The 19706-nt window shown below is 58.8% G+C and carries 17 protein-coding genes; 7 read left to right on the top strand and 10 right to left on the bottom strand.

All coding sequences use genetic code 11. From position 1 onward, the window contains the following. Positions 1-31: 31 nt before the first annotated feature. The 5 genes from mnmE to rpmH form a co-directional block, all read right to left on the bottom strand. Positions 32-1411, bottom strand: coding sequence for a tRNA uridine-5-carboxymethylaminomethyl(34) synthesis GTPase MnmE (mnmE, locus tag ABIB42_RS07860; protein WP_219861691.1), 1380 nt, complete (start codon positions 1409-1411; stop codon positions 32-34). 85 nt (positions 1412-1496) lie between these two features. After that, positions 1497-3179 (bottom strand): membrane protein insertase YidC, encoded by a 1683-nt coding sequence (gene yidC, locus ABIB42_RS07865; protein WP_429248188.1) that lies wholly within the window; start codon positions 3177-3179, stop codon positions 1497-1499. An 8-nt stretch (positions 3180-3187) separates the two neighbouring features. Next, a complete protein-coding gene (yidD, locus tag ABIB42_RS07870) occupies positions 3188-3454 on the bottom strand; it encodes a membrane protein insertion efficiency factor YidD (RefSeq protein ID WP_005664577.1) in 267 nt (88 codons plus the stop codon). Continuing rightward, positions 3451-3846: a ribonuclease P protein component gene (gene rnpA / locus ABIB42_RS07875; RefSeq protein WP_005664575.1), complete on the bottom strand. Its 396-nt coding sequence runs from the start codon at positions 3844-3846 to the stop codon at positions 3451-3453. The genes yidD and rnpA overlap by 4 nt, the downstream gene beginning before the upstream one ends. Before the next feature lie 31 nt (positions 3847-3877). Then, entirely contained in the window at positions 3878-4012 is a 135-nt protein-coding gene (rpmH, locus tag ABIB42_RS07880; protein WP_040378179.1) for a 50S ribosomal protein L34, read from the bottom strand. Between the two features lie 365 nt (positions 4013-4377). Between rpmH and dnaA the strand changes: the two genes are divergently transcribed. The 3 genes from dnaA to gyrB all read left to right on the top strand — a co-directional run bounded on the left by dnaA (position 4378) and on the right by gyrB (position 9575). Further along, a complete protein-coding gene (gene dnaA / locus ABIB42_RS07885; RefSeq protein ID WP_005664573.1) occupies positions 4378-5799 on the top strand; it encodes a chromosomal replication initiator protein DnaA in 1422 nt (473 codons plus the stop codon). Positions 5800-5895: 96 nt separating this feature from the next. Next, the gene (gene dnaN / locus ABIB42_RS07890) at positions 5896-7002 is read left to right on the top strand and encodes a DNA polymerase III subunit beta (protein ID WP_005664571.1); all 1107 of its coding nucleotides are present in this window, start codon (positions 5896-5898) and stop codon (positions 7000-7002) included. Between the two features lie 71 nt (positions 7003-7073). After that, positions 7074-9575 carry a DNA topoisomerase (ATP-hydrolyzing) subunit B gene (gene gyrB, locus ABIB42_RS07895; RefSeq protein WP_429248189.1) on the top strand — a complete coding sequence of 834 codons (2502 nt, stop codon included), beginning with the start codon at positions 7074-7076 and terminating at the stop codon, positions 9573-9575. Positions 9576-9661: 86 nt separating this feature from the next. Here gyrB and ABIB42_RS07900 read toward each other — a convergent pair whose 3' ends face one another. Continuing rightward, the gene (locus tag ABIB42_RS07900; RefSeq protein ID WP_429248190.1) at positions 9662-10702 is read right to left on the bottom strand and encodes a type II restriction endonuclease; all 1041 of its coding nucleotides are present in this window, start codon (positions 10700-10702) and stop codon (positions 9662-9664) included. A gap of 382 nt (positions 10703-11084) precedes the next feature. On the opposite strand from ABIB42_RS07900, the gene dcm reads away from it, so the two are divergent. Further along, positions 11085-12482, top strand: a complete 1398-nt coding sequence (gene dcm / locus ABIB42_RS07905) for a DNA (cytosine-5-)-methyltransferase (RefSeq protein ID WP_429248191.1) — start codon at positions 11085-11087, stop codon at positions 12480-12482. Then, positions 12483-12962 carry a very short patch repair endonuclease gene (locus ABIB42_RS07910; protein ID WP_429248192.1) on the top strand — a complete coding sequence of 160 codons (480 nt, stop codon included), beginning with the start codon at positions 12483-12485 and terminating at the stop codon, positions 12960-12962. It begins immediately after the preceding gene. Between the two features lie 107 nt (positions 12963-13069). Here the strand turns inward: ABIB42_RS07910 and ABIB42_RS07915 are convergent, their stop codons facing one another. Then, positions 13070-13465, bottom strand: a complete 396-nt coding sequence (locus tag ABIB42_RS07915; RefSeq protein ID WP_429248193.1) for a type II restriction endonuclease — start codon at positions 13463-13465, stop codon at positions 13070-13072. Positions 13466-13699: 234 nt separating this feature from the next. Continuing rightward, positions 13700-14986 carry an MFS transporter gene (locus ABIB42_RS07920; protein ID WP_429248194.1) on the bottom strand — a complete coding sequence of 429 codons (1287 nt, stop codon included), beginning with the start codon at positions 14984-14986 and terminating at the stop codon, positions 13700-13702. A 248-nt stretch (positions 14987-15234) separates the two neighbouring features. Here ABIB42_RS07920 and ABIB42_RS07925 point away from each other — a divergent pair, with 248 nt between their 5' ends. Further along, positions 15235-15666 (top strand): hypothetical protein, encoded by a 432-nt coding sequence (locus ABIB42_RS07925; RefSeq protein ID WP_005664560.1) that lies wholly within the window; start codon positions 15235-15237, stop codon positions 15664-15666. A gap of 6 nt (positions 15667-15672) precedes the next feature. Here ABIB42_RS07925 and ABIB42_RS07930 read toward each other — a convergent pair whose 3' ends face one another. Both ABIB42_RS07930 and ABIB42_RS07935 read right to left on the bottom strand, forming a co-directional pair. After that, complete coding sequence (locus tag ABIB42_RS07930) at positions 15673-16197, bottom strand: nuclear transport factor 2 family protein (RefSeq protein WP_429248195.1); 525 nt, start codon at positions 16195-16197, stop codon at positions 15673-15675. A gap of 140 nt (positions 16198-16337) precedes the next feature. Next, positions 16338-17441 (bottom strand): hypothetical protein, encoded by a 1104-nt coding sequence (locus tag ABIB42_RS07935; protein ID WP_219861703.1) that lies wholly within the window; start codon positions 17439-17441, stop codon positions 16338-16340. A gap of 566 nt (positions 17442-18007) precedes the next feature. Here ABIB42_RS07935 and leuA point away from each other — a divergent pair. Next, on the top strand, positions 18008-19690 hold the full coding sequence (gene leuA, locus ABIB42_RS07940) for a 2-isopropylmalate synthase (protein ID WP_040775737.1): 1683 nt from the start codon (positions 18008-18010) through the stop codon (positions 19688-19690). Positions 19691-19706 lie beyond the last annotated feature (16 nt).

Genomic DNA, 19706 nt, shown 5'->3' on the forward strand with positions numbered 1-19706 from the left:
TACCACGAGCCGGCTGGACGCTTGTTGACCGTTACTTGCCGATACAGAAGCGGCTGAAGATCACGCCCAGCAGATCGTCCGGCGTGAATTGCCCGGTGATGCTCGACAGATGGTCTTGCGCCAACCTCAACTCCTCTGCGAACAGGTCGAGCGACTGGTCGTCCTGCATCGCATGCTGGCGCGCCAGCTCCAGGTGTTCGCGCGCGGCGCGCAGCGCGATCAGGTGACGCTCGCGCGCCAGGTACAGCGATTCGCCGGTCTGCTGCCAGCCGGCGATGCGCAGCAGTTCGGCGCGCAGCAGGTCGATGCCGAGCTTTTCGTGCGCCGACAGATACAGGTGAACGGCGTCCGCGCTCTCGTCCTTCGACGGCTTGTGCCCCGACAGGTCGATCTTGTTCCAGATGCGCACCACCGGCACGTTGGGAGGGAAGGCCGCGACGATCGCTTCGTCGGCCGCGCTCGGGCCGAGATTCGCGTCCAGCAGGTGCAGGATCACGTCGGCCTTGCCGACTTCTCCCCAGGTGCGCTCGATGCCGATGCGCTCGACCACGTCGATCTCTTCGCTCACTGCGCGGATGCCTGCGGTGTCGATGATGTTGAGCGGGATGCCCTCGATCTGGATCGTCTCGCTCACCTTGTCGCGCGTGGTGCCGGCGATCGGGGTGACGATCGCCACCTCGGCCCCGGCCAGCGCGTTCAGGAGTGAGGACTTGCCAACATTGGGCTGCCCGACCAGCACCACGTTCAGCCCTTCGCGCAGCAGCGCGCCCTGCGCCGCCTGGCGGAACACGTTCTCCAGCGCTTCGATTATGCCGGCCAGCTGGCCGCGCGCGTTCGACTTTTCGAGGAAGTCGATTTCTTCTTCCGGGAAGTCGAGCGTGGCCTCGACCAGCATGCGCAGATTGATCGTGCCGTCGACCAGCTTGTGCACCACTTGCGAGAAGGCGCCCGACAGCGATTGCGAGGCCGACTTGGCGGCGGCTTCGGTGGAGGCGTCGATCAGGTCGGCCACCGCCTCGGCCTGGGCCAGGTCGAGTTTATCGTTCAGAAAAGCGCGGCGCGTGAACTCGCCCGGCTCGGCCAGGCGCAGGCTTGAAGCCGCGCCGGCTTCCAGCACGCGCGCCAGCAGCATCTGCAGCACCACCGGGCCGCCGTGGCCCTGCAGTTCGAGCACGTCCTCGCCGGTATAGGAATGCGGTCCCTTGAAGTACAGGGCCAGACCCTCGTCGATGATGTCGCCGTTGGCGGCCTTGAACGGGATGTAGGTCGCGTGGCGCGGCGCCAGCGTCACGCCGGGGAACAGGGCGTCGACCAGGAAGGCGAGCGATTTGCCGGAGGCGCGCACGACGCCGATGCCGCCGCGGCCCGGAGCGGTGGCGATGGCGGCGATGGGTGATGTATCGAGTTTCATGGGGGCGATTGTAAGGGATACGGGATCTTCAAAAACAAAAAGCCCGCGCTTTCGAAGCGCGGGCTTTTCACGAGAAGGCTGCGAATTACTTGGCCGCGCCGCTCTCGAACTTGCGGGTGATGACCCATTGCTGGGCGATCGACAGGATGTTGTTGACCACCCAGTACAGCACCAGGCCGGACGGGAAGAAGAAGAACACCACCGAGAACGCGATCGGCATGAACAGCATCATCTTGGCCTGCACCGGATCGGTCGGCTGCGGGTTCAGCTTGGTCGTGATGTACATCGACACCGCGTAGATCACCGGCAGGATGAAGTACGGGTCGGGCTGGGTCAGATCCTGGATCCACAGGACCCATGGCGCGCCGCGCATCTCGACCGATGCCTGCAGCACCCAGTACAGGGCGAAGAACACCGGCATCTGCACCAGGATCGGCAGGCAGCCGCCCAGCGGGTTGATCTTCTCGGTCTTGTACAGCTCCATGGTGGCCTGCTGCATCTTGGCCGGGTCGCTCTTGTAGCGTTCGCGGATCGCCTGCATCTTCGGCGTCACGACGCGCATCTTGGCCATGCTGCGGTAGCCGGCGGCCGACAGCGGGAAGAAGGCCAGCTTGATCAGGATGGTCAGGGCGACGATGGTCCAGCCCCAGTTGCCCAGCATCGAATGCAGCTGGGTCATCACCCAGAAGATCGGCTTGGCGATCACGGTCAGCATGCCGTAGTCCTTCACCAGCTCCAGGCCCGGGGTGATGGTTTCCAGGATCTGCTCGTCCTGCGGACCCGAATACAGGCGGGTGTCGGTCGACACGGTCGCGCCGGGCGCCACGTTGCCCAGCGATTGCACGGTGCCGATCGCATACAGGTTGTTGGCGATCTTCTTGGTGAAGATGTCGCGCGGCGCCTTGTCGGCCGGGATGAAGGCCGAGACGAAGAAGTGCTGCGAGATCGCGACCCAGCCGTTATCCGCCTTGGTCGAGTGGTCGGCCTTGCCTTTTTCGATTTCCTCGAAGGTCAGCTTCTGGTACTTGTCGGCGTCGGTGTACAGGGTCGGGCCGGTGTAGCTCGGCATGAACCAGGAATCGGTGGCCGGCTTGTTGCCGTCGTGCTGCAGCTGCAGGTACAGCGATGGCTGGACCGGCGCGGCGCTGATGTTGGTGACGTCATGACGCACGCCGACCAGGTAGTCGCCCTTGCGGAAGGTCAGCGTCTTGGTCAGGCGCACGCCGCCCTGCTCGGCTTCCAGCACGACCTGCGCCTGGTTGTTGCCGCCCAGCGTGGTCTGCGCCGACTTGACGGTGAACGGCGTGGTGTGGTTCGGCAGCACGCCGGCGGCGCTGGTGCCGATCAGGCCGGTCTGGCCCAGGTAGACGTTCGGGCCGTTCACATTGAACAGGACCTGGTTCTTGGTCTTGTCGAAGTGATCCGGATAGTGCAGCAGCTCGAGGCGCTTGATGACACCGCCGACCGAGTCGATGTCGACTTTCACCACGTCGGTGGTGACGGTGACGATCTGGCTGACTGGCGCAGCCGGCGCGGCGGGAGCACCGGGCACGGCGGTAGCCGCGGCCGCCGGAGTACCCGGCACGGCGGCGCTGCCCGGCTGCGCGGCAGCCGGCACGTCCGACGGTTTATTCTGCTGAGCGACTTGCGCCGGCGGTTGCGCCGAGAACAGCGACTGCTTGCCGTTAGCCACCATCCAATTGTTCCAGAGAACAATCAGGGAGATGGCGAACACGATCCACAGGACAGTACGTTTATTGAATTCCATTGGAGTCTTCAGGAGTGGTTGCAACCGCAAGCGGCTGAATGGGATTCCTTGGGGCCGCCGTCTTTGGGCGGCACCGGGTCGACGCCACCCGCGTTCCACGGATGGCAGCGGCCCACGCGGCGCGCGGCCAGCCAGGAACCGCGTGCGGCGCCATGGACGCGCAGCGCTTCGATTGCGTAATTGGAACAGCTGGGATAGAAGCGGCAACGCGGCCCGAGCATGGGGGACAGCAGCAGCTGGTAGCCGCGAAGCAACCAGACGAGCAGCGTCTTCATGGCGAGCTGGCCCGCGCAGGGCGCGGCTTCTGGGAAGCGAACAGGCGCGCCAGTTCCACTTTCAACTCGGCCTTCAGGGCGCGCGTGGTGGCCGGGCCATCCTTGGCGTTGACGGGACGCGACAGGCGGACGATGCAATCGACCGGCGCCAGGCTGCTCGTACGGAACAGCTCGCGCGTCATGCGCTTGATCGTATTGCGGGTCACCGCGCGCGGCGCGAAACGCTTGGCCGCAACGACGCCCAGCCGCGCATGCGGCAGGTCGTTCGGACGCGTGTAGAGCACGAAATGCGCCGTTTTTTGCGTCGGCCGCAAACGAAAAACGGATGAAAATTCATCCGTTTTAACGATGCGCCGAACGCGCGCGAAGTCGTGCGAACCTTCGCCTGTCATCACCGACCGCAATCGATCTGCGGTGCGTGACTTAGACAGCCAGACGCTTGCGGCCCTTGGCGCGGCGAGCGTTCAGGACTTGACGGCCACCACGGGTAGCCATACGTGCGCGGAAGCCGTGCGTGCGCTTGCGACGGACGACGGAAGGTTGGTAAGTACGTTTCATGGTGGTCTCGCTTAAAGCAAAATAAGATGCAAAATCGGGTCTGACGTCGTGTCAGATTCGGCGCCGATGACAGTTTCGCTCGAGGTTAAACCAGCGTCACGCCACAGCAAGTCTTTCGTCGCCCAACCACCAGCCGCTGAAAAATCACAGCCTGGCATGGCGCACGGACGGGGAACCCTGAATTAGACTCTACTTCGCACCCTCATGTCAAGGCAGGTGTTGTTTCGCCAAGCGCCATCGTGCGAGCTTTCCAGCTTGGCAAGAGGTCGCCCCGGCTTGCCGTTTCGGTGGAAAATATGTGCAGCGCCTGTGGATAACTTCGGCCGAGACAGGTAAAATAGCGTGTTACGAATCAAAAGCGAAGTATGGAAAATTTTTGGCAGTCAGCATCCGCGCAGCTTGAGCTCGAGCTCACGCCGCAGCAATTCAGCGCGTGGATCAAACCGCTGGTGGCCCTCGACTACGAAGACGGCAAGCTGCGCATCGCTGCGCCCAACCGCTTCAAGCTCGACTGGGTCAAGACGCAGTTCGCCACTCGCATCACCGAACTGGCGGCCCAGTACTGGGAAGCGCCGGTCGAGGTGCAGTTCGTGCTCGACCCAAAGAACAATCCTGCCCGCAAGGTGGCAGACACGAGCGCGTCCGGCAATTCGGCCACGGTCGATTTCAATGCGCCGCGCCCTGCGCCTGGCGCCGACAACCCGAGCCCGTCCGCCAGCCCGAGCCCGACCCAGAACCTGAACATCGCCAACTCGCCCAAGCGCGAACAAAGCCGCATCAACACCGAGCTGACGTTCGACAGCTTCGTGACCGGTAAGGCCAACCAGCTGGCGCGCGCCGCCGCGATCCAGGTCGCCAACAACCCGGGCGTGTCGTACAACCCGCTGTTCTTCTACGGCGGCGTCGGTCTCGGCAAGACCCACCTGATCCATGCGATCGGCAACCAGGTCATGGCCGACCAGCCGAACGCGCGCATCCGCTACATCCACGCCGAGCAGTACGTGCGCGACGTCGTCACCGCCTATCAACGCAAGGGCTTCGACGATTTCAAGCACTATTACCACTCGCTCGACATGCTGCTCATCGACGATATTCAATTCTTCGGTGGCAAGAGCCGGACGCAGGAAGAGTTCTTCTATGCGTTCGAGGCGCTGATCGCGGCCAAGAAGCAGATCATCATCACCTCGGATACGTATCCAAAAGAGATCACGGGCATGGACGACCGGCTGATCTCGCGCTTCGATTCCGGCCTGACGGTGGCGATCGAGCCGCCCGAGCTCGAGATGCGCGTGGCGATCCTCTTGAAAAAGGCGCAGTCCGAGGACGTGACCCTGTCGGACGACGTCGCCTTCTTCGTGGCCAAGCACCTGCGCTCCAACGTCCGTGAGCTGGAAGGCGCGCTGCGCAAGATCCTGGCCTACTCGCGCTTCCACGGCAAGGACATCACCATCGACGTGGTCAAGGAAGCGCTCAAGGATTTGCTGTCGGTGCAGAACCGTCAAATCTCTGTGGAAAACATCCAGAAGACGGTGGCCGACTTCTTCAACATCAAGGTCGCGGACATGTATTCGAAGCGCCGGCCGGCGAACATCGCCCGTCCGCGCCAGATCGCCATGTACCTGGCAAAAGAACTCACGCAAAAGAGTCTGCCCGAAATCGGCGAACTGTTCGGCGGCCGCGACCACACGACCGTGTTGCACGCGGTGCGCAAGATTGCTGGCGACCGCCAGAAGAATCCAGAGTGCAACCACGAGCTGCACGTGCTGGAACAGACGCTCAAGGGTTGATTTTCTGCCCTTGAGCGGAATATTTGTGTTTGCCTCAGGCAATGGCACAATATCGCTTTAGTAACACACCACCTTTCAAACGTACTGAGGATAACTATGCAATTGGTCAAAACCACCCGAGATACGCTTCTCCGGCCACTGCAGATCGTGAGTGGTATTGTCGAGCGTCGGCACACTATGCCGATTCTGGCCAATATCCTCATTCGCAAGACCGGCGAGAGCGTGTCCTTCCTGTCGACCGACACCGAAGTGCAGATCACCACGCACGCCAATATCGGCTCGGGCGACGACGTGACCGGCACCACGGTGGCCGCGCGTAAACTGCTCGACATCCTGCGCGCGCTGCCGGAATCGGGCGACGTCACCATGACCCTGCAGAACAAGCGCCTGGCGGTCCAGAGCGGCAAGTCGCGCTTCGCGCTGCAGACCCTGGCGGCCGAGGAATTCCCGACCGTCTCGGTGGCCGACAGCTACAACGCCTCGGTGACCCTGCCGCAGAAAACGCTGAAGCACCTGTTCAATATGGTGTACTTCTCGATGGCCCAGCAGGACATCCGTTACTACCTGAACGGCTTGCTGCTGGTGCTGGACGGCAGTAACATCATTGCCGTGGCAACGGACGGCCACCGCCTCGCGTTCTGCCAGGTGGAGACCGAGCAGCAGTTCGAGCGCCAGGAAGTCATCATCCCGCGCAAGACCATCATCGAGCTGCAGCGCCTGCTGGAAGAAAGCGATGAAACCGTGCGCCTGGACATCGCGGCCTCGCAGGTGAAACTGACCTTCGCCGACATCGAGCTGGTCTCGAAACTGGTTGAGGGCAAGTTCCCTGACTACACCCGCGTGATCCCGAAGGGTTACAAGAACGACTTCACGATCAGCCGCGATGAACTGCTGCGTTCGCTGCAGCGCGCCGCGATCATGACCAGCGATAAATTCAAGGGCGTGCGCTGCATCATCGAGCCGGGCGTCATGAAGATCAGCTCGACCAATGCAGACCAGGAAGAAGCGGTCGAAGAACTCGAGATCGACTACGGCGGCGACGCGATCGACATCGGCTTCAACGTCACCTACCTGCTCGACGTGCTGAACAACCTGAAGTGCGACCAGGTGAACATCGCCCTGGGCGACTCGAATTCGTCGGCCCTGATCTCGATTCCCGACAATGGCGACTTCAAGTACGTCGTCATGCCGATGCGCATCTGACGCGTCGCGCGGGCCGCTCCGGCGGCCCGTATGCATTTGCCTGAACTAGATAGTCTTATAGAAAGCAGTCCATGTCCGAGAATATCCCAGCAGAAAAGCCCGCCCCACAGGCGGATGATTACGGCGCGTCCTCGATCCAGATCCTGGAGGGTTTGGAAGCGGTGCGCAAGCGTCCGGGCATGTATATCGGCGACACGTCGGACGGCACCGGCCTGCACCACCTGGTGTTCGAAGTCCTCGACAATTCGATCGACGAAGCGCTGGCCGGTTTCTGCACCGAGATCCACGTCACGATCCACTCCGACAACTCGATTTCGATCGCCGACAACGGCCGCGGCATTCCGACCGGCGTCAAGATGGACGACAAGCACGAGCCAAAACGCTCGGCCACCGAGATTGCCCTGACCGAGCTGCACGCCGGCGGCAAGTTCAACCAGAACTCCTATAAGGTATCGGGCGGCCTGCACGGCGTCGGCGTGTCTTGCGTGAACGCACTGTCGAAGCTGCTGCGCGTGACCGTGCGCCAGAACGGCAAGGTGCACCAGATGGAATTCACGCGCGGCGTACCGGTCGATCGCCTGATCGAGATGCGCGACGGCTTCGAGGTCTCGCCGATGAAGGTGATCGGCGAGACCGACAAGCGCGGCACCGAGGTGCATTTCTGGGCCGACGAAACGATCTTCACGCTGGTGGAGTTCCACTACGAGATCTTGTCCAAGCGTATCCGCGAACTGTCGTTCCTGAACAATGGCGTCAGCATCAAGCTCTCCGACCAGCGCACCGGCAAGGAAGAGCTGTTCGCCTTCGAGGGCGGCACCCGCGGCTTCGTCGAGTACATCAACAAGTCGAAGACCGTCCTGCACCCGACCGTGTTCCAGGCAACCGGCGACCGCATGTCGGACCAGAACACGAATATCTCGGTCGACGTCTCGATGCAGTGGAACGATTCGTTCAACGAGCAGGTGCTGTGCTTCACCAACAACATCCCGCAGCGCGACGGCGGCACCCACCTGACCGGCCTGCGCGCGGCGATGACGCGCGTGATCAACAAGTACATCGACGAGAACGACTTCGCCAAGAAGGCCAAGGTCGAGATCTCGGGCGACGATATGCGCGAAGGCCTGACCTGCGTGCTGTCGGTTAAAGTGCCTGAGCCGAAGTTCTCGTCGCAGACCAAGGATAAACTGGTGTCGTCGGAGGTGCGCGGCCCGGTCGAGGAAATCGTCGCCAAGACGCTCACCGACTTCCTGATGGAAAAGCCGAACGACGCCAAGATCATCTGCGGCAAGATCGTCGAAGCCGCCCGTGCCCGTGAAGCGGCGCGCAAGGCGCGCGACCTGACCCGCCGCAAGGGCGTGATGGACGGCCTTGGCTTGTCCTCCAAACTGGCCGACTGCCAGGAACGCGACCCGGCGCTGGCCGAGCTGTACATCGTCGAGGGTGACTCGGCAGGTGGTTCGGCCAAGCAGGGCCGCGACCGCAAGTTCCAGGCGATCCTGCCGCTGCGCGGCAAGGTGCTGAACGTGGAAAAGGCGCGCTTCGAGAAGATGCTGTCGTCGGAACAGATCACGACCCTGATCGCGACCCTCGGCACCTCGATCGGCCCGGACGAATTCAACGTCGACAAGCTGCGCTACCACCGCATCATCATCATGACCGATGCGGACGTCGACGGCGCCCACATCCGTACCCTGCTGCTGACGCTGTTCTACCGCCAGATGCCGCAGCTGGTGGAACGTGGCCACATCTATATCGCGCAACCGCCGCTGTACAAGGTCAAGGCCGGCCGCGACGAGCGTTACCTGAAGGATGACATCGAAGAAGCCAGCTACATGATGACCGTGGCGCTGAACACCGCTTCGCTGATTCCGCGCGAAGGCGCCGAAGCGGTGACGGGCGAGGCGCTGGCCGAGCTGGCGCGCAAGTACAACCTGGCCAACGCCATCATGATGCGCCTGGCGCGTGTGATCGACCGCGCTGCGCTGACCGCGATCGTCAGCGGCGGCGTGGTGCTGGACTTGACCACGCTCGAAGGCGCGGAAGCATCGGCCAAGGCGATGGAAGCGGCGATCAACGATCCGGTGGTGAAGGTCAAGGTCAAGTCGGACGAGCTGTCCGAGAAGCACGGCCTGCGCATCGAGCGCATCTACCACGGCAACGTGCAGGTGACCGCGATCGACGCCGACTTCGTGGCGGGCGCCGACTACACCGTGCTGGCCGATTCGGCCGCCACCTTCCAGGGCCTGATGGGCGACGGCGCGATCGTGCGCCGCGGCGAAGGCGAGCGCATGAAGGAGTTTGCTGTGCGCGACTTCCATGCGGCGATGGAGTGGTTGCGTGAAGAGGCTGAGCGTGGCGTGAACAAGCAGCGCTACAAGGGTCTGGGCGAGATGAATCCGGAGCAGTTGTGGGAGACCACGATGGATCCGACCGTGCGTCGTTTGTTGAAAGTGCAGATCGAGGATGCCATTGCGGCGGATCAGATCTTTACGACGCTGATGGGGGATGAAGTGGAGCCGCGGAGGAACTTCATTGAGACTAATGCGCTGCGGGCTGGCAATATTGATGTGTAAAGGTAATTAACTTAACTGTGCCGCGCGTTTTAATCTGCGTTGAAAATGCCAGTCATTTTGACTGGCATTTTTATTTACTATTAAACTCAGATTTCTTGACTCATCTTCAAAAAGTCTGCAACTGTTAATATTTCCTTACGTTGAATAAATTGAAAGGAACTATGTAATGAATGTGGAATTACAAGCTGCAGATTTGAGCGATTCATTTCATTAGTTTGCGCTAATGAAATTCCAGGCTCAAGAGTCAAAAGATGCTTTCTATCAATACGATTCGCTTCCGCAAGCACTTGGCGCCATCGATCCTTGCAAGATGTTTTAACGGCTAACATCCTCAGTGACGAAGAGGGCCATGATGGGTCATGGTAGGCTGCTTCACTTGGGAATAAGAAATCTGGTCCATTACGCTTTTCCGTGGTCGCCTCTCTGCAAAATTTTAGATTGTGGGCCTGCAGTAACGCCTCTACGTGATTTCCAAATGCCCATCCAGCTCGAGACTTTCGACGATTTTGAACGCCTAACGAAAATTTTATAAAATCATCTACATCTGGCTGGTCATTTACGACAAAACCAGATTTCAGTCGCTCCCCAACGATGTGACGCTCTAAAGTCCTGAACAACCGCTCCTCAATATCCATCCAGTTTAGCAACGCTGCATCCGGATCTAACACAGGATCGATATCTTCAGAAATTTCCCGGGCGAAGGCTGAAAACTTCGACGTCGAAGGAAATAGAGCACCAAATTTCTTTAATAGTTTATCTAATAACTGTTCTTCGTTAGTTTGTACCTCGACGCTAATCAACTCAAGTACGTGACGAGCAGCGATATCTAGCGAACGCCCTTTATCGATCCTTAAATCAACTTGGTCGATTTCATAATTCTGATTACGTTGCAATCCAAACAGCCAAAGTAATTGCTGCTCAGTAGAGCTGTCGCATGGGCAAAAAATGGCCAGTAAGGAACCGTCTTTAGCCAAACCCAAAAATAATCGATCACCCGCCTTTGCGCGGTAAACAATTTCTTCAGAAGCAGCGGGATAATAAAGGCGGTACTCGGGATCTCGATGTAGTTGATCACGACGACTGTTGTACCATGTACCGGTTAGCGACAAACTCTCCGGCTCATCCATATCGTCGCTAATCCATACATATACGACCGGTATTCTCGTTTTCCCACTCGGAGAACCCAAGAATATACGAAAGTCGCTTATACCCTGCAGTTCATGACCACGCGACACCGCCGGGTCTATCTCCGTCCCTCTCAACAGTTTTGTCCCGACGCCCAAAAAATAGTCCGCCAACACTCCTTGCCTCAATTGCAACCCCCGTAAAAGTAATAGCAACTCTCATACTAACATTACCAAAAGGAAAATTACGTAGTCTAACTGCTACAAACTCAAGAATTTCAGATCTCATCCCGCTACCAGTTACTAGGCACGTTAGCGAACTTTCTTCGGCGCAGACGAACTAATTGTTTCTACCTCTTCCTCGCTGGGTCATATGAGTGATATCATGTCACATATTTATTCCGAACAAGCCGAACTCCTCATGCAGACCAACGAATCCGAAGACCTGTTGCTAATCAGGAAACTTTTAGAGATCTATGATCAGAAACAAATTGCGGAATTTCTTAACCCGCAAAAAAAAGTTAATGGCCGATGCAGAGAAACCATTAACCGATGGCTGAAGGGAAAATCGTCTGGGCCGGCGCTTACTCATTCTGAGTTTGAAATTCTTTCAGCTCTCTTACCACAGCCGCCAAAAAATAATGGCTATGACTTTAAGTTCATTGATTTGTTTGCTGGCATCGGCGGGATTCGCCGTGGATTTGATGAAATAGGGGGGCAGTGCGTTTTCACTAGCGAATGGAACCCATACGCTGTCCGTACTTACAAGGCTAATCATTACTCCGATGAGAAATTTCATAAGTTTAATACGGACATAAGAAAAATCACACTTAGCGAAAACGAAAGCATCTCTGAGGAAGAGGCGTACAAAAATATTGATAAAGAAATTCCTGATCACGACGTTTTACTAGCGGGATTTCCTTGCCAACCGTTTTCGATTGCAGGGGTTTCAAAGAAAAATGCTCTTGGCCGTGCGCATGGATTCGAGTGCAAAACGCAAGGCACTTTGTTTTTTGATGTTGCACGAATTTTAGCGGCGAAACGCCCAGCCGCCTTCGTACTCGAAAACGTCAAAAACTTAAAAAGTCATGACAAAGGAAGAACTTTCAAAGTAATCTCTGAAACTCTAGATGAATTAGGCTATTGGGTTTCCGACATTGATTCGAACGGCCCTAATGATCCCAAAGTCATTGATGGCAAGTATTTCGTTCCTCAGCATCGCGAACGCGTTGTCCTCGTTGGCTTCCGCAAAGACTTGGACGTTCACCATGATTTCACTCTCAAAAATGTCACGAAATTGCATCCAAAAAAGAAAATGGAGCTAAGCGATATTTTAGATTATGATGTGGATGCAAAATATATTCTCACCACTAAACTTTGGGAATACCTGTTCAATTATTCGATCAAGCACAAGGCGAAGGGAAACGGCTTCGGTTATGGATTAGTTAAAGACGGAGACATAACCAGAACATTATCTGCCCGCTATTACAAGGATGGATCAGAAATTTTGATTGACCGAGGCTTCAATTTCTCGTTAGATCTTCACCACCCTGAGAATATTAAAAACCGCCCTAGACGCTTAACTCCAAAAGAATGCTCTAGGCTCATGGGATATGCCAGCAAAGATGATCTTGGCTTTAAGATTCCTGTTTCCGATACTCAAGCGTATAAACAATTTGGGAACTCTGTGGTAGTCCCTGTTTTTAAAGCTGTTGCTACATTAATGAAACCTCATATTATGGCAGCGAAAGCTAAAACTTCGATCTTGCCGAAGGCAGCATGATTGGCTGACGTACATGATCGGGCGACGCGCTCTAAAAATATGAGTGCCATCCGCTCTAAGAACACTAAGCCAGAGTTGCTAATTCGTCAAATTTTGCATGCCGCTGGGTTTAGATTCAGATTGCATCGAAAAGACCTCCCTGGCAAGCCTGATATAGTTTTACCTAAATATCGTGCGGTAATTTTGATACATGGATGTTTTTGGCATGGTCATGCATGCCATATGTTTAAAGTTCCCGCTTCGAGAACGGAATTTTGGTTAGAAAAAATAGGATCTAATCAAAAACGCGACTTACGTGACGTCGGAAAATTAGTTGATGCCGGATGGAGGGTTCTGACAATTTGGGAATGTGCTATTAAAGGCTCCCAGCGTCTTGATATCGAAATATTGAATCAAAAAATAGCAACCTGGATCAGATCTGAACGCGTTCTAGAGGACATTGGCTCACGTCCAAGTGATAATCTCTCCACTGAAAATTAGAGTTGATTTTTCACTGAAAAAATAAAAAGGCAGGGAGGTGAACCAACCTCCCTGCCTTTTTATTTTATTCATCGCTCTTCATAATTTAGGAAGGGCGAACTACAGCCCTAATATTTTAGCCAGTTGTCGAGTTGCCCCCCGTGTTCATCAGAGCCTGATTTCACCAAAATAAAATGAAGAACGCTTTTTTGATCAAACCCTATGATTATATTATCACCCTCTTCAGCCAATTGCATTACCGGATTGGACTGAAAATATAATCGATGTTCTGTACGAGTCTCATGTGACTCCCGGGCATCATACCAAGTTACACCTGCAGTACATTTTTCCGAATACCCCTTCAGCGAAAAAACTGCTTCGCGACTAAACGGGGCGAGTCCGAATAATGCTTTAAGTCCCTGTACGCCATTGAATTCGTGTTGATTTGACCGCTCTGGTCGCGCTTCAACTGCGGATAGCGTCTTTGCGACATAAGATTTTAGAGAAATCAAGTTTTCACCCATAGTTGACTGTGAAATTTTAAAGGGAAGACAATACTTAATAATAATTAATGAACGGCGCTGTTAGCACTGTCAATTGCACTCCTAAATGCAGAACAATAACAACATCGGATGAGCTTACAAATGCCTTCTAGGCATTTTGCAACAACCTCTAGAAACATCTGTAACATTCCAGCAAATCCATTATCTGCAGTTAGATTGTACGCATTTTTTACTGCTCACCCACTTGTCTAATTCTTAATCTTGCTCAGAAATTGGCTGCACAACCAAGAGTTGATATGAAATTGCGCCGAGGAACGCAATACTGGCGCCGGTCAACAGAGCCGGCACGAACGACCAACCCTGTGCGATATAGCCGGTAAAGATCGGCGCCAAGGCGCCGCCAATGAACCCGCCAAAATTCTGGATCGCGCCTAGCGAGGCAATGCGGCTACGCGGCGCTACCGCCGTTACCAGCGACCAAGAACAGGCCGACGCCGCATTCGCCAAGAAGATGACGACCGAGATACAGGCAATGGCCGCGGTATTGCTCTCGACCAGCGCAGCCGGAACCGTGAACGCCACCATCCCCAGCATCGACAGCACCACCGCCGTCCGACGCCCCGCGACGACCGATTTGGCACGGCGCGTAATCTGGTCCGACGCCCAGCCAGCCGACAGCGCACCCAAGAAGCCGCATAGGAAGGGAATTGTCGCCGCCACACCAACATAGGCCACGTCCATATGACGTTCAGTGCGCAGATACCCCGGCAGCCAAGTGAGGAAAACCCAGTTCAGATACACCGAGCCAAAGAAGCCAAGCAGCATGCCCCAGGTGGCGCGCTGGCGGAACAGCGCGCGCCAGGACGCGAAGCCCGTCGCCGGCGCGGCCTCCAGCGTCTGGCCTTCATCCAGGTAGGCCCGCTCGGCGTCGGTCAACTCTTCGCGCACCGGGTCGCGATACAGCATGACCCAGACGATGGCCGCGACGATGCCCAGCGCGCCGGTGATGAAGAAGGCCCAGTGCCAGCTGGTCGCGGCAATCAGCGGCGACAGGCACAAGGGCGCCAGTGCGAAGCCCAGCGGCGAGGCCGAGTTATAGATGCCGGTCGGCGTGCCGCGCGCACGCAAGGGGAACCAGTTGCTCACCACCCGCGCCGCGGCCGGGAATTGCGGCGCCTCGCCAATGCCCAGCACGACGCGCGCCAGCACGAACCAGCCGAAGGTGGAGACGAGTCCGCCCGCCGCCTGTGCCAGCGACCAGATCACCAGTCCCGCGCCGAGCAGCCAGCGCGGCCCGATCTTGTCGACCAGGGCGCCCACCGGCAACTGGCACAGCGCATAGCTCCACGAGAAGGCTGACAGCAGCACGCCCATCTCACCGAGCGAGAGGCCAAGGTCGGCGCGGATGAATTCATTGGCGACGGCCAGCGTGGCGCGGTCCAGGTAATTGATGACGCCGGTGACGACCAGCAGGACCAATGCCAGATTCTGGCGATAGCGGATGCGCGGAGTCGCGGCCAGGTGAGTAGGGGTAACGTTCATTTCGGGATGGTATCAAACACGATCACCCACCGGTTGCGCCTTTTTTGCCATGGCATGTTTGCAACACAGCGGCTACACCGCGCGAAACTCGTGCTACCATCCGCTCCGGGCTGTGCAGGACGCCCACTCTCGCGAAAGCCAGCGCACCTGCCGACGTCCACGACGTGACCGTTTTTCAGGAGTTCATCCCCTGTTCATTCACTGATGCCGTAGCGAGAGCGGCCAATACCATGTGAAAAGGACTTGGCATGCGCCTCCATCGAAACACCCCTCCAGACACCAATACCGATTTCCTGCGCCGCTACGCCCGCGGGATGCTACGCAGCGCTCATTCGGACCAGCCAAGCAAGGCCTTGCCCATCGTCCGCCGCGTGCATGCGACTGGAAAGACAGCGGATGTGCGCGTCACACAGCTCTACCACGCACGCACGACGCTGCAGCTCAAGCACATGTTCCGCACGCTGGCCGCGGAGCTGGGCTACGCGACCTGGGATGCGTGCAAGCGCGATATCGACCGCCGTCCGCCGGAAGTGCTGGACCGCTTCCGGCTCGATCTCGGCGCGCTCGGCGACCATGAACACATCTGGTTTGCGGACCAGCCGACTGCTGCGGCCTGGCAGCGCGAACATGGCGGGCGCATGGTCGAGTATGGGAAGCAGGCTGTCGTGATGCCGGCCTGATCGCACCTATTGCGAGGCCGGCACGCGCCGCAACACGTCGTCATACGGCGCCAGATCCAGATAGGCCGTCACCTCAGTCGCGCGGCCGCCTTGCATGCGGAAGATCCACAGATAGCTGTTGCGATAAGGCTTGCCGTCCTTCGCCACCGCTTCGCCATCCCATTCGATGATGACGTGATCGCCATCGGCCCACAGGTTGCGGATCGTGGGCCGAATCTGGCGCTGCAGACGGGTCGACAGCGGCGTGACCGCACCGTCGATCAATTCCTGCTTGCCGCGAAGAACGCGCGCGGTCGGGCTGCTGCCCTTGATGGTCCAGACCACATTCGGCGCCAGCATGTCGTCGAAGAACGTCCGTCCGCCGGCGGCCCAGGCAGCGAATGCTTTATTAACCGCTTCCTTGTTGGCCTGCGCTTGCGCCGAGCCGCTGTCGGCACGCGCCGAAGACGCAGACCAGACCAGCGCAGCCATCAACACCCAGGCAGCCGCCCAACGTGACGAACCACCCGAATCGGATCGAAAGAATTTCATAGCGCACTCCTTGATGATCGTTGAATGGGAAGGCCATCCCGGCTCTTCCGCTTCCGGCTAGTATGCAGCGCACGCGCTGGCGCGCGGTAGCTCGATCATCCGGGAAGCTTGCACGATCATCCGAAGATGCGGGTCAGCGCCTACGGCAGCCTGATCTTGACCACCGCATTGCCGGACGTGACATACAGATTGCCCTTGCCATCCGTGACGATGCCGCGCACGTCGGCCAGGCTGCCCGGCAGGTCGCCGGTGCGCAGGGTGGTCGACCGTGTCGAGCCCGCCACCGTCGTGACCACGCCTTCCGGCGTGATCCTGCGCACCAGGTTGTTGATCGCATCGGCTGCATACACATTGCCGCGCGGGTCGACCGTCAGCGCCACCACCTGCTCGAAGCGCGCGGCGGTGCCGACGCCGTTGTTCGATCCCCGGGCATTCGCCGCGCCGGCCAGGAAAATCATATTGTTGACGCCAATCACGCCGTTCGGGTTCCAGCGACTGATCTCGCGATCCAGGTCGAACACGAACACGTTGTTGTTGTTGTCCACCGCCACGCCGCGCGGCTCGAACAGGCTCCCCCCCGTCAGGTTGTTGACGACGGATTGGCCTTCCAGCATCAGTGTATTGTCCCCCGCAATCCTGCGCGTACTGTAGCTGTTGGTGATGAACAGGTTATAGTTAGCATCGACCGCGATCGCGCCAGGCACCACGGAGGCCAGCCGGCCCTCGCTGACGTTGTTCCCGATGGGGATCGTGGCCGTCGTGCTGACGCGTCCAGCGGAGGTAATGCTCCGGATGCGCAGATTATCGGCGACATAAATTGTTCCGCGCCTGTTCACCGCCACGGCCACCGGATTACCGAAGCGGGCATTGCCCGCGTCGCCATCGACAAAGCCGCTGGTGCCGGCCGCCCCAGCCACCGTCGTGACAACGCCTGCCGGCGTGATCTTGCGAATGACGAAGTTGCCGGTGTCCGCGACATACAGATTGTCATCGGCATCGATCGCAATACCCTGCGGCCATTTGAAGCGCGCAGCCGTGCCGGCGCCGTCCATCGTGCCCTCGATCGTCGGATCGCCCGCCAGGATCGACAGCGCGGCCTGCGGCGGGGGAGATTCGCCGCCATCCTCGTCGTCCTCGTCCTTCGGTATGCCGTCGCCACAGGCGGAGCACAGCAGCATCAGGGCGGCGGCGCCACACAGCTTGAGGCGAAGTCGGGCAGTGTCGGTCACGGAACGGCGAGTCATGAATCTCTCCAAAAAGGTCCGTCTTCGATGCTACCACGCAGCAAACTACCGGCCGCTGTTCTCAGCCATGGTAGCTGCATAAACTGCATCGCCAGTGCGCCCCACGGCGTCGAAGTGACACTTTCGCCAAACAACCCACGTAATCAACGCGGCGAATTTCCCGTACTTTCTTTTCCACAACCGGCACTTTCCCGCTTGACATACGGCCAAGAGTTCCTTAAAGTCGAAATTATGTCTTTCACCCTGCATCTGTCGACCTCCCTACCAGCCGCCGGCGCGCTATCGCTGGCTGCCCTGCTACTACGCGCGTAACGCTCCGCCGTACGTCCCGGCTCCGCCGGCCCCAACAGCAGTAGGATTCGCACCGATGTCTACCACGCCATTTTTCGCACCATCGCATTTTCCCACCGGGCTCGTCCTGGCGGCAGGCTCGCGCGCAGGCATTCGCCTGCTGCTAAAGCTACCGATCGGTTGCCGGGCCTAGCGTTTTCGTGGCCCGTCCGGCAGCCTGTCGCCACCTCGCAGACCCACAAGGTCGCCCAGTGACCACCCCATCAGGAGCCCCGATCATGCTGAACAATCCCGCCACCAAATACCGTCCCTTCCCCGCCGTCCCGTTGGCCGACCGCCAGTGGCCGAGCCGCACCATCACCACGCCGCCGATCTGGATGAGCACCGACCTGCGCGACGGTAACCAGGCCTTGATCGAGCCGATGAGCGTCGAGAAGAAGCTGCGCTTCTTCAAGATGCTGGTCAAGATCGGCATCAAGGAGATCGAGGTCGGCTTCCCGTCCGCCTCGCAGACCGACTTCGACTTCGTGCGCATGCTGGTGGAAGACAAGCACATTCCGGACGACGTCACCATCATCGTGCTGACCCAGTCGCGCGATGAGCTGATCCGCCGCACGGTGGAATCGGCGGTCGGCGCCAAGCGCGCCATCGTCCACGTCTACAATTCGGTGGCGCCGGTGTTCCGCCGCGTGGTGTTCGGCATGGAGCGCGACGAGATCGTGCAGATCGCGGTCAAGGGCGTCCAGCTGATCAAGGAACTGGTGGCCCAGCATCCGCAGACCCAATGGGGCCTGGAGTATTCGCCGGAATCGTTCTCGACCACCGAACTCGATTTCTCCAAGCAGATCACCGACGCGGTCAGCGCCGTATGGCAGCCGACGCCGGATAACAAGATGATCGTCAACCTGCCGTCGACCGTCGAGGCGGCGACGCCGAACGTCTATGCCGACCAGATTGAATGGATGTGCCGCCACCTGAACAACCGCGAATCGCTGGTCATCAGCGTCCACCCGCACAATGACCGCGGCACCGCTGTCGCCGCCGCCGAGCTGGCGGTGATGGCCGGCGCCGACCGCGTCGAGGGCTGCCTGTTCGGCAACGGCGAACGCACCGGCAACGTCGACCTGGTCACCCTGGCGATGAACCTGTACACGCAGGGCGTCAACCCCGGCCTGGACTTCTCGGACATCGACGCCGTGCGCCAACTGGTCGAGGACTGCAACCAGCTGCCGGTGCATCCGCGCCATCCGTATGCGGGCGACCTGGTGTTCACCGCCTTCTCGGGCTCGCACCAGGACGCGATCAAGAAGGGCTTCGCCAAGCAGCAGCCCGACGCCATCTGGGAAGTGCCGTATCTGCCGATCGACCCGGCCGACCTGGGCCGCAGCTACGACGCCGTCATCCGCGTCAACAGCCAGTCGGGCAAGGGCGGCATGGCCTATCTGCTGGAACAGGAATACGGCCTGCAGCTGCCACGGCGCCTGCAGATCGAATTCTCGCGCGCCGTGCAGCGCGTGGCCGACGAGAGCGGCCGCGAGATCAACGCGGGCGACCTGCACGCCCTGTTCGCGCGCGAATACCTGGAGCAGGACGAGCCGTATCACTACATCTCGCACCGCATGGTCGAAGACAGCGAGCACGAGGTCCAGCTCGACGTGAACGTGGCGCGCCACCATGCGCAGCAAGCCTTCGCCGGCACCGGCAATGGTCCGATCGACGCCTTCGTGAACGCGCTGGGCTTGGAGATCCGCCTGATGGACTACCACGAGCATGCGATCGGCTCGGGCGCCGATGCGCGCGCGGCCTGCTACGTCGAACTGCGCGTGGGGAATGGCCCGACGCTGTTCGGCGTGGGCATCGACAGCAATATCGTGACCGCCTCGTTCAAGTCGGTGCTGTCGGCGGTGAACCGTCACATGGCGGCGAGCGCAGAGAATCCGGCCGCGCTGGCGGCCTGAAGTTCCAGGCGGGGCG

This window comes from Massilia sp. UYP32, assembly GCF_050434365.1.
GTDB lineage: Bacteria > Pseudomonadota > Gammaproteobacteria > Burkholderiales > Burkholderiaceae_D > Telluria > Telluria timonae.

Excerpts from the sequence above, each read along its gene's own strand:
- mnmE (WP_219861691.1), bottom strand. The coding sequence starts at position 1,411 with ATGAAACTCGATACATCACCCATCGCCGCCATCGCCACCGCTCCGGGC.
- yidC (WP_429248188.1), bottom strand. The coding sequence starts at position 3,179 with ATGGAATTCAATAAACGTACTGTCCTGTGGATCGTGTTCGCCATCTCC.
- yidD (WP_005664577.1), bottom strand. The coding sequence starts at position 3,454 with ATGAAGACGCTGCTCGTCTGGTTGCTTCGCGGCTACCAGCTGCTGCTG.
- rnpA (WP_005664575.1), bottom strand. The coding sequence starts at position 3,846 with ATGACAGGCGAAGGTTCGCACGACTTCGCGCGCGTTCGGCGCATCGTT.
- rpmH (WP_040378179.1), bottom strand. The coding sequence starts at position 4,012 with ATGAAACGTACTTACCAACCTTCCGTCGTCCGTCGCAAGCGCACGCAC.
- dnaA (WP_005664573.1), top strand. The coding sequence starts at position 4,378 with ATGGAAAATTTTTGGCAGTCAGCATCCGCGCAGCTTGAGCTCGAGCTC.
- dnaN (WP_005664571.1), top strand. The coding sequence starts at position 5,896 with ATGCAATTGGTCAAAACCACCCGAGATACGCTTCTCCGGCCACTGCAG.
- gyrB (WP_429248189.1), top strand. The coding sequence starts at position 7,074 with ATGTCCGAGAATATCCCAGCAGAAAAGCCCGCCCCACAGGCGGATGAT.
- ABIB42_RS07900 (WP_429248190.1), bottom strand. The coding sequence starts at position 10,702 with ATGGATGAGCCGGAGAGTTTGTCGCTAACCGGTACATGGTACAACAGT.
- dcm (WP_429248191.1), top strand. The coding sequence starts at position 11,085 with ATGTCACATATTTATTCCGAACAAGCCGAACTCCTCATGCAGACCAAC.
- ABIB42_RS07915 (WP_429248193.1), bottom strand. The coding sequence starts at position 13,465 with ATGGGTGAAAACTTGATTTCTCTAAAATCTTATGTCGCAAAGACGCTA.
- ABIB42_RS07920 (WP_429248194.1), bottom strand. The coding sequence starts at position 14,986 with ATGAACGTTACCCCTACTCACCTGGCCGCGACTCCGCGCATCCGCTAT.
- ABIB42_RS07925 (WP_005664560.1), top strand. The coding sequence starts at position 15,235 with ATGCGCCTCCATCGAAACACCCCTCCAGACACCAATACCGATTTCCTG.
- ABIB42_RS07930 (WP_429248195.1), bottom strand. The coding sequence starts at position 16,197 with ATGAAATTCTTTCGATCCGATTCGGGTGGTTCGTCACGTTGGGCGGCT.
- ABIB42_RS07935 (WP_219861703.1), bottom strand. The coding sequence starts at position 17,441 with ATGACTCGCCGTTCCGTGACCGACACTGCCCGACTTCGCCTCAAGCTG.